At 38.3% G+C, this 12501-nt stretch carries 18 protein-coding genes; 17 read left to right on the forward strand and 1 reads right to left on the reverse strand.

The annotated features are described in order from the left end of the window. Nucleotides 1–41: 41 nt before the first annotated feature. Nucleotides 42–188, forward strand: a complete 147-nt coding sequence (locus BACSA_RS20300; protein ID WP_169311464.1) for a hypothetical protein — start codon at nt 42–44, stop codon at nt 186–188. Nucleotides 189–277: 89 nt separating this feature from the next. On the opposite strand, the gene BACSA_RS15540 is transcribed toward BACSA_RS20300, so the two are convergent. Beyond that, the gene (locus tag BACSA_RS15540; protein WP_041584461.1) at nt 278–1174 is read right to left on the reverse strand and encodes an Abi family protein; all 897 of its coding nucleotides are present in this window, start codon (nt 1172–1174) and stop codon (nt 278–280) included. 265 nt (nt 1175–1439) lie between these two features. On the opposite strand from BACSA_RS15540, the gene BACSA_RS20305 reads away from it, so the two are divergent. The 16 genes from BACSA_RS20305 (at nt 1440) to BACSA_RS15620 (ending at nt 12365) form a co-directional block, all read left to right on the forward strand. After that, nucleotides 1440–1604: a hypothetical protein gene (locus BACSA_RS20305; RefSeq protein WP_013618982.1), complete on the forward strand. Its 165-nt coding sequence runs from the start codon at nt 1440–1442 to the stop codon at nt 1602–1604. A gap of 177 nt (nt 1605–1781) precedes the next feature. Continuing rightward, nucleotides 1782–2792: a DUF3871 family protein gene (locus BACSA_RS15545; protein ID WP_013618983.1), complete on the forward strand. Its 1011-nt coding sequence runs from the start codon at nt 1782–1784 to the stop codon at nt 2790–2792. A gap of 101 nt (nt 2793–2893) precedes the next feature. Beyond that, nucleotides 2894–3367 carry a tautomerase family protein gene (locus BACSA_RS15550; RefSeq protein WP_013618984.1) on the forward strand — a complete coding sequence of 158 codons (474 nt, stop codon included), beginning with the start codon at nt 2894–2896 and terminating at the stop codon, nt 3365–3367. 14 nt (nt 3368–3381) lie between these two features. After that, nucleotides 3382–4128: a Sak single strand annealing protein gene (locus tag BACSA_RS15555; RefSeq protein ID WP_013618985.1), complete on the forward strand. Its 747-nt coding sequence runs from the start codon at nt 3382–3384 to the stop codon at nt 4126–4128. Nucleotides 4129–4130: 2 nt separating this feature from the next. Beyond that, entirely contained in the window at nt 4131–5063 is a 933-nt protein-coding gene (locus tag BACSA_RS15560) for a hypothetical protein (RefSeq protein ID WP_013618986.1), read from the forward strand. Between the two features lie 109 nt (nt 5064–5172). Further along, entirely contained in the window at nt 5173–5418 is a 246-nt protein-coding gene (locus tag BACSA_RS15565; RefSeq protein WP_013618987.1) for a hypothetical protein, read from the forward strand. A 122-nt stretch (nt 5419–5540) separates the two neighbouring features. Beyond that, nucleotides 5541–6185, forward strand: coding sequence for a recombinase family protein (locus BACSA_RS15570; protein WP_013618988.1), 645 nt, complete (start codon nt 5541–5543; stop codon nt 6183–6185). Nucleotides 6186–6187: 2 nt separating this feature from the next. Then, on the forward strand, nt 6188–6394 hold the full coding sequence (locus tag BACSA_RS15575) for a hypothetical protein (protein ID WP_013618989.1): 207 nt from the start codon (nt 6188–6190) through the stop codon (nt 6392–6394). Nucleotides 6395–6861: 467 nt separating this feature from the next. After that, entirely contained in the window at nt 6862–7251 is a 390-nt protein-coding gene (locus BACSA_RS15585) for a hypothetical protein (RefSeq protein WP_041584079.1), read from the forward strand. Nucleotides 7252–7262: 11 nt separating this feature from the next. Continuing rightward, a complete protein-coding gene (locus BACSA_RS15590) occupies nt 7263–8198 on the forward strand; it encodes a DUF6175 family protein (RefSeq protein WP_041584462.1) in 936 nt (311 codons plus the stop codon). Next, on the forward strand, nt 8195–9160 hold the full coding sequence (locus BACSA_RS15595; protein WP_013618991.1) for a hypothetical protein: 966 nt from the start codon (nt 8195–8197) through the stop codon (nt 9158–9160). The genes BACSA_RS15590 and BACSA_RS15595 overlap by 4 nt, the downstream gene beginning before the upstream one ends. After that, nucleotides 9154–10320, forward strand: coding sequence for a hypothetical protein (locus BACSA_RS15600; protein ID WP_013618992.1), 1167 nt, complete (start codon nt 9154–9156; stop codon nt 10318–10320). Before BACSA_RS15595 ends, BACSA_RS15600 begins: the two co-directional genes overlap by 7 nt. 188 nt (nt 10321–10508) lie before the next feature. Beyond that, nucleotides 10509–10970: a hypothetical protein gene (locus BACSA_RS15605; protein ID WP_013618993.1), complete on the forward strand. Its 462-nt coding sequence runs from the start codon at nt 10509–10511 to the stop codon at nt 10968–10970. Nucleotides 10971–11108: 138 nt separating this feature from the next. Beyond that, entirely contained in the window at nt 11109–11444 is a 336-nt protein-coding gene (locus tag BACSA_RS15610) for a hypothetical protein (RefSeq protein WP_013618994.1), read from the forward strand. Further along, nucleotides 11441–11875, forward strand: coding sequence for a hypothetical protein (locus tag BACSA_RS15615; RefSeq protein WP_013618995.1), 435 nt, complete (start codon nt 11441–11443; stop codon nt 11873–11875). Before BACSA_RS15610 ends, BACSA_RS15615 begins: the two co-directional genes overlap by 4 nt. Nucleotides 11876–11978: 103 nt before the next feature. Then, nucleotides 11979–12365 carry a hypothetical protein gene (locus tag BACSA_RS15620; protein ID WP_052306001.1) on the forward strand — a complete coding sequence of 129 codons (387 nt, stop codon included), beginning with the start codon at nt 11979–11981 and terminating at the stop codon, nt 12363–12365. Nucleotides 12366–12501: the final 136 nt, after the last annotated feature.

The raw sequence follows: 12501 nt of genomic DNA on the forward strand, positions 1-12501 counted from the left end.
CTGCTCAATTTTCCGCCCACAATCACCCGAAAGCCTTATCTATGAAGAAAAAGAAAGAAGCCAATAGAACATTACGTGAAAGTAGTGCTTATGGCTTCAAATACAATAATGAAAAATATGCCGGGTTGAGCCTGAATTTCAGAAGATGGTCAGGAAAATCAATTCGAGGGCTGGGAAATCAGGAGTAGCCATAGCAGCTTTCGTCTCTATGGTTGAAACGGATGGAACAGTGAAGAGCTGAGTCAGAGCGAGGAGTTCTGATGACGGCTCTTCTTTTTTATTCCTTCCAAAGAGGTTCCAGTTCCCATCCTCTGGTAAACCCCATAGCAGCAAGGTCTATAGAAGGATATTGTTGGAATAAGTTAACCAATTTCTGTTTCAAATCATTGGCGGGATTGATCACATTCAAAAAATATCTAATAAGGCATAAGTTGTAATACACTTTCTGTTGGTTAGGTTGTTCATTCAGCCAGTTTCTCAACATCTTTTTCATGCTAAGGGTCGTGATAGCATTTGTTTTATTCCATACCCTTGAATGATGGCAACAAGCATTTCTCGTCAGAGTTATCAAGGTAAGCCATGATTGCAGGACAGGCACATTCAGATAGAATTCTTTGGCTATCTTCTTTTGAGTTTTGAAGTCCCGCAAATTTTCATAAATGCGTGTCACTACCCCTAAAGGCAGAATCTCGATTAGTTCCCATGCCGGAGGATAGTCATTGTCATATTTAGCCTTGAAATGCTTGATAAAATCTTCGTTTGACCTCTCATACTCTTTGTTTATCAGTCCCATCATGTAGTTATACTTCTCCCTTTTGGCAAAAGTCTCCGGATTCGTTATCCAAAACGGATCATGATTGGTCTCACATACTGCGTTTACAATGGCCTGACGTACTGCTATCTCTATTTTCTCTATTTCATTGAACAATAAGAGACGTAATTTCCGGTCGAAACGATAAAGTTGCATGACTTCCTCAAAACTTGAACCGGGCTTGAATTTATGTTCATTTTTAGGATGTTCAAGGAATGGATAGAAATAAGCACTCAACCGATAATAACCGATATGTCTGATATAATCCTCCGCCTTGACAGGATTATAAATTTCCAAACCTCTTTGCTGTAATAATTGTACTAATTCTGATGGAGTATGATATTGTTTCTGAAAAGCTTCCATAGGTATATATAAAAAACGACCCACCGATTTAAGCATCGTTGAGAGGCTTGGTGGGTTCTAGCGTTGCAAAGATAAACATAGTATTTGACTTTGCCAAACCTTTATCAAAGAAATTCTAATTTTCCTGCTTTTATAATCCTGATTCATTGTTTTTCCATGCCTTCTCCTATCCCCCCAAAGCCTTATATATGAGAAAAATAAGAATAAGAAAAGAGAAAACGAGAGAAGAATAACAATAGTATTAACAACAAAAATCAAAAGAGAAATGGGAAAAATAGTAGAAGGAATCAAAATCGCAGCCTATGTGGCTGAGGTTGTCGTAGCAGGTTCAGTTGTGATTGAGCTTGTATCGAAATGGAATGAACGGCGGAAACTGAAATCCGCTGTACGTGTAAAAGCCGCAGCGGAGGAAGTTGCGGAAACGGATTGAACGTCATGGGTTATGAGAAGAACCAGGACGTGGTTATAACGCTCCTTGAAGTGGCCGTATCGGTACTCAAGGGAATAAAGAAGCTAAGAAGTTTATTTGTAAAGTCAAAGAAATAAACCTCTTGGCTTTTTTGTTTGTCAAGAATATCATTACCAATCATTTAAAAACATTTACAGTATGAGAAGAACAACTGAAACGGCTTTGAACCGCAGCGGATTCATAGAAGACGCAGTAACCGTACCGGAAGAAAACAGGAAAGGTATAAAGAACCATCCTAATTTCATTGAAGCGAACACATCCGGAATCACGCTAAGAGAACTGACGGAGAAAAACATCATTCCGACCTTCAGCGACAACAGCCTGACGATTTCACACCAGAATTTCATCGGTGCAGTAGCCAAAGCGGCAGAGGAAGTATTCGGAGAACTTACACCTGTTGAATGCAGGGTTTCACATCCCATTATCGGGCGTATCCCATCGGCGCAATATAAAAAGACCGGTGAACTGACGGAGGAAGAAAAGACGGTATTCTATCAAAGGCTTGCGTGGGTATGTCATGTAAGCCATCTTGTAAGAACCATTAACGGGCAACCCACCCATTTATGTATCGGCGGTGTCCGTGCTTATAATGAGGACAAGCTCTACAGCAAGCGAAGCCCCATGAAATTCAAGATTTTCGTGGGCTGGCAGGTAAGGGTATGCAGCAACCTAATGTTGACCACAGACGGTTTCACAAAAACAATCGAGTGTATGACAGAAGCTGACATTATGCAAAAGTCCATGGAACTGTTCGGGGCTTTCAATCCGCATAAGGAAGAAACCTTGGAACTTTTAGGCAATCTGAAAGAAACTTCATTTACCGAAGAACAGTTCTGCAAGATAGTAGGGCGGCTGAGATTATACCAGTTCCTGCCCGCATCTGAACAACGAAGACTACCCTCCCTGCAAATCGGTGACCAGGCTGTGAATGCGATGGTAAAAGGTTATGTTTCCAATCCCGATTTCGGAAAGAAAGAAGGGGAAGAGTTCACCTGCTGGAATCTGCTCCAGCTTGCAACCGAAGCCGTAAAATCAGCCTACATCAACTGCTGGCTGGAACGCAACCAGAACTGTACGGATTTCGCTGTAGGAATCCAAAACGCACTCCGTGGCAACGATACCGAAGGTTACGGATGGTTCTTGAGTTAAGCCTATACATATATAGGTATATAAGAGAGGTACACATTATCAACTGAATCAAGATTTTGTGTGCCTCTCCTTTTTGTTTCACCCCAATAATTTTTTAGAAAATGCCAACCGTGAATATCGAACTTTTCAAGAGGACATCGCCTGCAAGAAAGATTGAGATTATAAGGAATCTTACACAGGTGGAATTGGCAGGAATATCAGAAGAAACCATACTCCGAATCGTCAAAGAAGTGGGACGCAGAAATTCCGGGACAAGGAACTATGAGTTTTATATCCACCCTGACAGAAGAACCGGAAACCGATGGAATTCCGAAGTGGAAGGATTATGGCTCTACAAAGGAAAACTTCATGTCATGGTTTATATCCAGCTTGACCATACGGACTGTGAAAAGACAGTTCCCTACGATGATTTTTTCAGGAAAGAAGAATACAGAGGTGCGGTTATCCGGGAAGACCGCTACGGAAATCCCCAAACCTGTTACTATGTATATGATGAGAAGGACAAGGCGGAGGTCATTAGAAGCATCTGCCTTGAATACATCCATACGAAGTATAAATCAAAACTTAACCGTTAAAAACATTATCAACTATGTGTAAATTTCAACAACCGCAGATTCCTGCCAACGTAACGGCAGACGAAAGGAGAGCCATCTATTTTGACGCTCTCTATTCCCTCGACCTCAGTGACAAGGTTGAGAAGTACAATGACCTGACTTACTTGAGTTGGGCGAATGCCTGGGCTGAGTTCAAAAGATGCTATCCCTCAGCCACCTACCGGATTATCAAAAATCCGGAGACCAACCTTCCATATTTTGCAGATCCTTGTATCGGTATCATGGTCTATACAGAAGTAGAAGTGGAAGGAATCACCCATGAAATGTGGCTCCCCGTGATGAACGCATCCAACAAGGCGATGAAACTTGAGGCATATACTTACAGCGTGTATGACAAGTTCAAGAAACAGCATGTAGAAAAGACGGTGGAAGCAGCAACCATGTTTGATATTAACAAGACGATCATGCGTTGTCTGGTGAAAAACCTCGCCATGTTCGGTTTGGGGTTATATATCTATGCAGGGGAAGACGTGCCGGAAAATGATTCAACAGATACACAACAGACAGATTCCCCCAAGAAAACAATACGGAGAGCAAAGACAATCAGTCAGGCACAGCAGGCGACTGACAAGTATGCGGGTATAAAAGCTGCCTTGAAAGCTTGTCCTGACCAGCAGTCATTGATGAACCTCTATCAGCAGCACAAGAATGAGGTGGACGGCAACAGTGAAATCAAGGCACTCTTTACCGAGCGCAAATTACAACTTCAAAAAGCGGCGTGATTATGAAAACGAAAAGAATTGAACTGAAAGAATCGGGTGTGCTTTTCAATGAAGAAGAACACTCTTACTTGCTCGATGGAAAAGAATTGTCAGGCATTACGGGGATGTTGCAGAGACAGCTGTTCCCTGACGAATTTGACGGAATACCAAAATACCTTATTCAAGGTGCGGCGGATTATGGTGCAGGTGTACATCTTTCCTGTGAGGACTTTGACAAGAACTGGATCAATGACGGGACACAGGAGGTGATTGATTATATTCAGCTATGCAAGGACTATGGATTAGTCCATGAATGTTCGGAATATACCATAACTGATGGAGCAAACTGGGCTTCGAAGATAGACAAGGTATATCGTGTTTCAGAAGACACGTTCAGTCTGGGGGACATTAAGACTTACGGACATATGACCCCTGTAAAGCTGGAGAAAGCGAGATGGCAACTAAGTATCTACGCTTACTTCTTCGAGCTGATGAACAGGAAAGCGAAGATTGACAAGCTGTTTGTCATCCGGCTTCGCAACAAGATGAAGAAAGACGGTTCGTTTGACCATATCAAGGAAATCATCTTTGTAAACCGGATCCCTTCAGATGTATGTAAAGAACTGCTGGATTGCGACCTTCGGGGAGAACGGTTCAATAATCCCTACAGCATACCGGAAGAAATCAGAAATCAAGAAGCGGAAATTAGAGAGCTGATCCAGACAAAGAATAAAGCAGAGGAAAAACTCAGCACTCTCAAATCAAATATCCTGTCAAAAATGGAAGCAATGGATGTCAAGTCTTGGCTTACAGACACCATGAGACTTACCAGAAAACTACCGGGAATAAGAACCTCATTTGATTTTCAGGCGTTCAAAAATGATCATCCTGATATCGATTTTGAATCCTACATGAAGACCTCAAAAGTTGCAGGGTCTTTGGTAATATTAATTTGACGACTTGGAATCTGACCGGGGAGATAATCATCGAATGATAAAAATATGATGGTGTCTCCCCGGCCTTTTCCCTTTATGTGTAACAGGCTAAATAATAGGAGAATCAACAATGAAAAAACTTATATTACAATTCATAGCGATAGATGATTGGAACCGTCCTGTATTCAAAGATAGGAAAGGAAGATATTTTGGTGATACCGAAAATCTGTTCAATTATGGCGCAGACAAGAATGAGATTTATGACTTCTATCGTGACAAGCAATTGAATGAACATATATGCTATTTCGGAATGTGCTTTGACTGTGATCCCATAGGAGGCAGAATTAATGAAGATGTGAAAATTATTCTGGAATAATGATATGCATCTGGAACGGTCATGTGTTCAAACCAGGAATGTGTTCAAATAAATCTGTGGAAGGTGTTTGGGCACGTTCCTTTGTGTTATGCTTTTAATCAAAGAATAAAATGGAAACAACAATGAAGAAAGCAGTTATCTACGCCCGTGTCAGTTCTACAGGAGACAGACAGGACACAGACAGACAAATCAAGGACTTGGGAATTTACGCCAAGTCACAGAATATAAGAATCGTGAAAATATACGAGGAACATATCTCAGGCGCGAAAAAAATTGAGGAAAGACAGGTTCTGACAGAATGCTTGGAATATTGTAAGAAGGAATCTGTGGACTTCCTTCTTTTATCAGAACTGAGCAGATTAGGAAGAAGTACCCTGCAAGTGCTTCGTTCTTTGGAGATACTACATGAAGCAAAAGTTTCGGTATATATCCAAAACTTAGGACTATACACACTTCAACCCGATGGAAAAGTGAACCCGATAGCCAGCATTATGGTTACTGTTCTGGCTGAAATGGCGAATATTGAAAGAAGTAATATTCAGTATAGGCTAAACTCTGGAAGGGCTAACTATATCGCTAACGGAGGAAAACTGGGAAGAAAAAGAGGAAGTACCAAACCCGAAGAAAAACTGAGGGAAGAATATAAGGAAACTATCCTGCTCCTGAAGAAAGGCTACTCAATCCGGAATATTGCCAAACTTCAAGGCATTGGAATCTCTACGGTACAGAGAATCAAGAAGCAGTTTATCAACAACAATCAGAAGTAATTATGGAAACGAACTACATTATTATCTTGGATTACTCAGTGGGTGAAGTTATAAAGATTAAACTCACCAAAGAGCAGATTGAAGAATCAGAGAAGTATGATGACTTTGAAACATTCCTGAGCACGCTGGAAGAAGTGTATGATTTCAGGTTAAAGGATTGCTTATGGATGTGTACTGAGAGTTATCAGGAAAGGAGTTTTGGATTCTGATTAGTGCATTATTATATGAGAAGGAGGACAAAAACAGTCCTCTTTCTTAATTTTTTCTCATTTCTCCACCTGAAAAAGTACCGAAAGCCTTATATTTGAAGAAATAATACTCACAATAAGAGCGTCATATTGAACAAAAAACGTATATTTGCAGTGTCCGATTGGAGAAATGGTCGGATTTATATAGAAAGCGTTTTTTGCTTTTATCCTAAGATCAAAGTCTGGAAAATTTTGAAACTTGGAAGGATAAGAGACAATGTGACGCTCATTTCTGTTTGCATGTACATGGTATAGCCGATGCTGTATCATTTTACATAGCTAACGGCGTGAGTATTGTTTCTTCATATTCATTTCCAAGTAGGTATTTCCAGACACCAGATCTTGATGAATAGCAGGACAAGCCTCGCGCCTTCTTTTTGTTAATCTAATTACTACTTGGAGGCTTGTAGTAGATAGGAGAAAAAACTATGAGTCCAGCATTATCTCAATTAAAAAATGAACTGTTAAATCCAATAACAGATGCACATGAAGTTTTATTAGTATTCTATATCGCTCCAAATGCTTTTTTATGGAAAGCCTTATTAGAAAATCCATGTAGTAGCGTTTATTTTATCAAGAAAAGTGATCAAAATAGAGCACTTCTCGATAACCTATTTGAAGCATTTGCGTGTACAGATAATAGCGACCAAATGTCACCCCACATTTTACGGTTGATTGTCAACCCAAGGAGTAATGACTTTTTTCAAGAATTTATAGATTCAACTTATACAATTCCTCCAGGCTTAAATGGTGGAACAATCCAGGAGTTTATTGATGTATTTATAAATCAACTTGACGCATATATTGTGAAAATATGATATTAGTGACTATGAGAGTTTTTATTTCTTTATCATTCATGCTCGGTTTCCTTTCATTATCGCTTTTTGCCCAACAAGCGAAGAAACCGACTATTATGATTCTTCCAAGTGATAACTGGTGTTCAGCCCGTTACTTTACCAAAACTTACGATAATCAGGGAAGTAAAGTTGTAAGTGCCGATTATCGCAGAGCTTTTCTGGAAGATAGCGAACTAAATCCTGTCATTAGTAAGATAGGAGAGTTGCTTACGGAACAAGGCTATAGCCTGAAAGATGCGGAACAGGCAGCCAAATCCTTAGATACCGAAATGGCTGAAAATGATGTTACCTTCAGCAGCACAAGTCATGCAGGACTGGCCATGTCACCCTTGGATATGCTGAAACAAAGGGTGAAATCAGATATCCTTATTCAGATAAATTGGAACGTCACAAGGGAAGCTATCACCTTCACGATGGAAGCCTTTGATACTTATACAGATAAGAGAATTGCGACTGCTACGGGTACTAAAGAACGGAACAAGGATATAGTACCTGTCCAGATAGAATCCATCATAAAGGGGCATATCAAGAAGTTCGATGAACAGATGGACGGTTTCTATCAGGAAATGCAGGCCAATGGCAGGGAAATAGCCTTGAACCTGCAAGTCTGGGATAACTCGGATGTGAACTTGGAAACAGAGTATAACGGGGATGAATTGCTCTGGCACATTCAAGAATGGCTATCAGAGAACACCGTAAACAGTCAGTTCAACCTGAGTGACGCTACCGAGAATTTTGCACGGTTTGAGCAAGTACGCATTCCATTGGTTCAAAGAGGAATGGCTTTGGATGCAAGAGGCTTTGTCAGAGGATTACAGAAACATTTGCAAAAAGCCCCTTACAATATTACTTCCAAAATAGTGATGCAAGGGCTGGGAAAAGCAACATTAATCATAGGAGAAAAATGATGAAAAGGATTGTATCAACATTCTGCTTATTGGCATTGTTTTCATTGGTTGTTTATCCGAAAACAAGCAGAATAGCTATTAATGTATATATATCCGAAAATACATCCTTGTCGAAAGAAAGCAGGGACTATCTTTCGGACAAGGTTTCACGCCTGCTTTCAGATAATGATGTACTTGGGAAAAACTATAGCGACAGGTTCTATATAACAGCCAAAGTACACATAGCCGATAAGCATATAATAAATGGTATGCCCCAAAGGATTTCCCAAGAACTGGAGATAACTTACAAGATTGGCGATGCTGTGGACAATATCGTTTATTCCACTTATTCGGAAACCTATACAGGAATAGGCACGAATGAAACCAAATCTCAAATCAATGCTTTCTCACAAATAAAGTCCAATGATGCTTATTCCAAGTTTATTCAGGAAGCTAAGGATCGAATTGTACAATTTTATTCGGAACGTTGCGGAAGCATTATTCAGGAGGCAGAAATCAATGCCCAAAACAAGGAATATGACAAGGCAATTTATCAGCTTTCTTTGGTTCCTTATGGAGTGGACTGCTATAATGATGTCTTGGCTCAACTGAAAAGAATCTATTTCGAGAAAACGGAATATGAGAATCTTTCTTTGTTGTCTCAGGCTCAACAGGCTTGGAACAGTAACCCGACCAAAGACGGTGCTAAGAAAGCGGTCGGTTATCTCAGAGAAATAAAACCAAGCCCAAGTACCCAAAAACAGGTGCAGGAACTTTTGGATTCTATGAACAGAAAACTTCAGACAGATGAGGAAAGGGAATGGGAATTTATGCTGAAACAGTATGAACATGAGCAGGAATTGAAACTACAAGAAGAACAAAACAGCGCAGACCTGCTTAATACCTGTATTCAGTTAGGATATGACTTTTTATCAAGCAATTTTCAACCGATTAACTTAATAGGGAATTTATTATCATGGTAACATTGAAAAAACTTTTCTTTCTCATTATTATGAGCTTAGGTGTAGCACTATATTCGAGTGCTCAGGAAGCATTAAAAAATTCAGACGAAGTAACTTTAGTAGTTTCAGGTGATGGCTATAACAAGGAGGAAGCCACCAATGTAGCCTTACGCAGTGCTATTGAACAAACTTTTGGAACATTTGTTTCCAGCAACTCAGAAATTCTTAATGATAAGCTGGTAAAAGATGAGATAATAACTGTATCTTCTGGTAGTATTAAGAATTTTAGCTATGTCACAGAGTTCCAAAGGGATGGAAAATATTTTATTACGCTAAAAGCTATAGTTTCTATTGGAAAATTAGTTGAGTATACTAAATCTAAAGGTGGTCAGACTGAATTGGCTGGAGCCCTATTTGCTACAAAAGTTAAGATGAATAAATTGTATGCCGAAAATGAAATGAAGGCATTACAAAATTTGCGTAAAGAAATTAAATCATTTTTACCTTATATATTTGATTATGAAATTCAAGTGGAAGATCCTACAGAATATCAAGATTCTGATTCCACTGAATATCATTGCGATGCTCAAGTTGAAATAAAAGTAAATGATAATATTAACTTGATTCGGGATATTTTCTATAATACATTACAAGCAATATCATTGCCGTATATAGAGCAAGAAGAATATAGAAAAATGAAACTAAATATTACTAACATAGCAATACAAAATAGTAACGATGGTGGGTATTATTATTTACGAAACACAAGAGATGATTTATATAATTTCTTCTCTCTTTTACAAAAGGATATCCTTCAAGAAGTCTTGTCATTTAAAGTGATAGATAATATAGGAGAATATAAATTTATTTATAGCGATTTTTATGATTATAATTATACTTCTCGTAATCAATTTTTAATATCTGGTTTTGCCGTTGGTTATGATCGTCAATACTATTATTGTCATACAAAAGCAAAGCGTTTTTCTGAAATTGATGGGCTTTTTGGAAGTAATTCATCGCGTTTTATTATTGAAGGAAATTCTGGCACATATGATTCTGTCACATATTTGTTAGGTTTATTTGATAGGGATTTAAAGCTATATTCTACTATTGATTTAACTTTACGGTATTCATTAGATGAATTAATGAAAATCTCCAATATTAGTGTAAAACATTATTAGTGTTTCGCAGATAATTAATGAATATATAACAATCTAAATCTCAAATATTATTTTGCATTGGTTTATTGACTAAAATAAATTGAGCAAACAACCTATAGTTCGATTATATTATTGCAGAGAATATGTAGTTTTTTTACTTTTGAATATTCCATTGTGATGAAATATTAATTAATTTTGTACATATACTTATGAGAATTATTTTATTCATCTTATTCTATTTTTTGTTTTTAACCTATAGTTTTGCTCAGAATTTCAATCAAGAGCAGACAAGATTGAGAAACTTCTTAGTTAGAATGTATCAGAACTCTCCATTTGAAGGAGTTAAAATTGTATCTGATTATGAGAATGATTATTTATTGTCTGTGGTCTTAATTCCTGCATCCAATTCTCAAAGGGCTATGAATCGCATAGCGCAAATTAAAAATGCTCGTCAGGTCAGTCAATTTTCAAGTGGCTTAACATCAATCAAAAGTCAAACTATAATTTCAATAGGAAACGATTCTGTATCAAGTAAGAAAGTAATGGAAGTTACAGATATTATTCAGGAAAATTCAATCGGTTATGCCCAATCTATGGAAGTCTTAACGACTTTAAATGTAGGCAATAAGGAACGATGTTATATGTTTATTCGAAAGATTGATATACAATGAAATAATAAAATGAGACACTTTTTATAAACGCACTAAGACTTATTAGTAGGTTTTGGTGCGTTTCTTTTTTGTCCTCAAATGACGATTTCGCGTTTTTCATCCGCCCAAATCCTAATATTTGGAATAAATCAATGTTTTATGTTAGAACAATTTATAGCCAGAATATTAGGAATGGAACATTTTTCAGTTTCTAATCGCTTGGAAAACGCTGTGCCAAGTGTAAGCGTAAAAAAAGACAGCAACAAACCTATCCCTGAAAAATACAAGAAAGACATCGCCGCCCTTCAGGAAAAATACGGCAGTCTTTCTTCATTAGCCGGACTCTCTATTAATCTCACCCTCAAAGAAGCGTTGGAAATCATGCCACGGGAAAGAAAACGTGTGGACGCTTATGAGGGGTTGAAGAATTACCTGAAAAGGGAGTATGGGATAGAACTAATCATTAAATCACAAAAAACGAAGCAAGTACTATGAAGAATTACTTTATTGCGAATGGTGCATTACTTGATACGGGGATGAGTGCCGAAGAAATAGAAATGGCAGTACAGGAGAACTTGGATGAAAGCACTGGAGGATTAGTACAATTCAGGGTTCAGGAACTAAGTGAATCAGGCATCACTATGGTATTTATCCGTGACCTCCTGACAGATCCAAATGAACCCGTGATCTTTGACTGTGATATGAATCTTATCTTGAGCATTGGAATCGAAGCCTTTTTACCTGAGAAGTTTGGCGGATATCCTTTGCTCTATCCCCTAAACTTTGCCGGGAAAAATTTCTATACCGATATGAGTGCTTTTATCCGGTTCTATAAGACGCTACTCCTATTTTATCGGAAGCAGGAGGTGGAGTATATAGGTATCAGGTGTTATAGTGACAGGATAGTAATGAAGATTGAATTTTAACGGATGGAGAGATTGAACTATGAACGGAAATAACAACACTCAGACAACGCCACGACTATCTAAAAAGATCTTCGTAGTCGGCAAGATTTATGATACGGCTCTTATGACAGACCAGGAGATAAAGGATGTGGTACAGGAAAACTTGGATGATTATATTGGCGAAGGGAAAGTAAATTTCAGCATCCATACAGACTCCAATATGATTTCCCTGATTTTCATAAGATTTACGGATTATTACAAGCAGAATAATGTGGATCTGACCAAAGATATGATTGACGCTGATGCTTTTATGGTAACGGGAGAAGGATATAATGGCTTTCAACTTCCCTCTAAGTTTCAGATTGCCCCATTCGGTTATAGCCCTTATAAGCTGGGACAATCTGATTTCAAGATGGCTTATAAAGAATCGGCAGAACTGCTTGGGGCTGATAAAGTGAGGTGGATGAAGATGGAAGTAACGCCTCATTCGGTGGTGCTCAGAATCAAGTAACCTGTTTTCTACGTTTTATAATCATATTTCAAAACCACTATGCCAAAGATGAAAAATTAATGGTATAGTGGTTTCTTTCTTGTCCTTCTGCAATATATCCGTATTGCTGTAGTTTGTTTGTAATGACAAAAACGCG

This window comes from Phocaeicola salanitronis DSM 18170 (genome assembly GCF_000190575.1).
GTDB classification, from domain to species: domain Bacteria; phylum Bacteroidota; class Bacteroidia; order Bacteroidales; family Bacteroidaceae; genus Phocaeicola; species Phocaeicola salanitronis.

Excerpts from the sequence above, each read along its gene's own strand:
- BACSA_RS20300 (WP_169311464.1), top strand. The coding sequence starts at position 42 with ATGAAGAAAAAGAAAGAAGCCAATAGAACATTACGTGAAAGTAGTGCT.
- BACSA_RS15540 (WP_041584461.1), bottom strand. The coding sequence starts at position 1,174 with ATGGAAGCTTTTCAGAAACAATATCATACTCCATCAGAATTAGTACAA.
- BACSA_RS20305 (WP_013618982.1), top strand. The coding sequence starts at position 1,440 with ATGGGAAAAATAGTAGAAGGAATCAAAATCGCAGCCTATGTGGCTGAG.
- BACSA_RS15545 (WP_013618983.1), top strand. The coding sequence starts at position 1,782 with ATGAGAAGAACAACTGAAACGGCTTTGAACCGCAGCGGATTCATAGAA.
- BACSA_RS15550 (WP_013618984.1), top strand. The coding sequence starts at position 2,894 with ATGCCAACCGTGAATATCGAACTTTTCAAGAGGACATCGCCTGCAAGA.
- BACSA_RS15555 (WP_013618985.1), top strand. The coding sequence starts at position 3,382 with ATGTGTAAATTTCAACAACCGCAGATTCCTGCCAACGTAACGGCAGAC.
- BACSA_RS15560 (WP_013618986.1), top strand. The coding sequence starts at position 4,131 with ATGAAAACGAAAAGAATTGAACTGAAAGAATCGGGTGTGCTTTTCAAT.
- BACSA_RS15565 (WP_013618987.1), top strand. The coding sequence starts at position 5,173 with ATGAAAAAACTTATATTACAATTCATAGCGATAGATGATTGGAACCGT.
- BACSA_RS15570 (WP_013618988.1), top strand. The coding sequence starts at position 5,541 with ATGAAGAAAGCAGTTATCTACGCCCGTGTCAGTTCTACAGGAGACAGA.
- BACSA_RS15575 (WP_013618989.1), top strand. The coding sequence starts at position 6,188 with ATGGAAACGAACTACATTATTATCTTGGATTACTCAGTGGGTGAAGTT.
- BACSA_RS15585 (WP_041584079.1), top strand. The coding sequence starts at position 6,862 with ATGAGTCCAGCATTATCTCAATTAAAAAATGAACTGTTAAATCCAATA.
- BACSA_RS15590 (WP_041584462.1), top strand. The coding sequence starts at position 7,263 with ATGAGAGTTTTTATTTCTTTATCATTCATGCTCGGTTTCCTTTCATTA.
- BACSA_RS15595 (WP_013618991.1), top strand. The coding sequence starts at position 8,195 with ATGATGAAAAGGATTGTATCAACATTCTGCTTATTGGCATTGTTTTCA.
- BACSA_RS15600 (WP_013618992.1), top strand. The coding sequence starts at position 9,154 with ATGGTAACATTGAAAAAACTTTTCTTTCTCATTATTATGAGCTTAGGT.
- BACSA_RS15605 (WP_013618993.1), top strand. The coding sequence starts at position 10,509 with ATGAGAATTATTTTATTCATCTTATTCTATTTTTTGTTTTTAACCTAT.
- BACSA_RS15610 (WP_013618994.1), top strand. The coding sequence starts at position 11,109 with ATGTTAGAACAATTTATAGCCAGAATATTAGGAATGGAACATTTTTCA.
- BACSA_RS15615 (WP_013618995.1), top strand. The coding sequence starts at position 11,441 with ATGAAGAATTACTTTATTGCGAATGGTGCATTACTTGATACGGGGATG.
- BACSA_RS15620 (WP_052306001.1), top strand. The coding sequence starts at position 11,979 with ATGACAGACCAGGAGATAAAGGATGTGGTACAGGAAAACTTGGATGAT.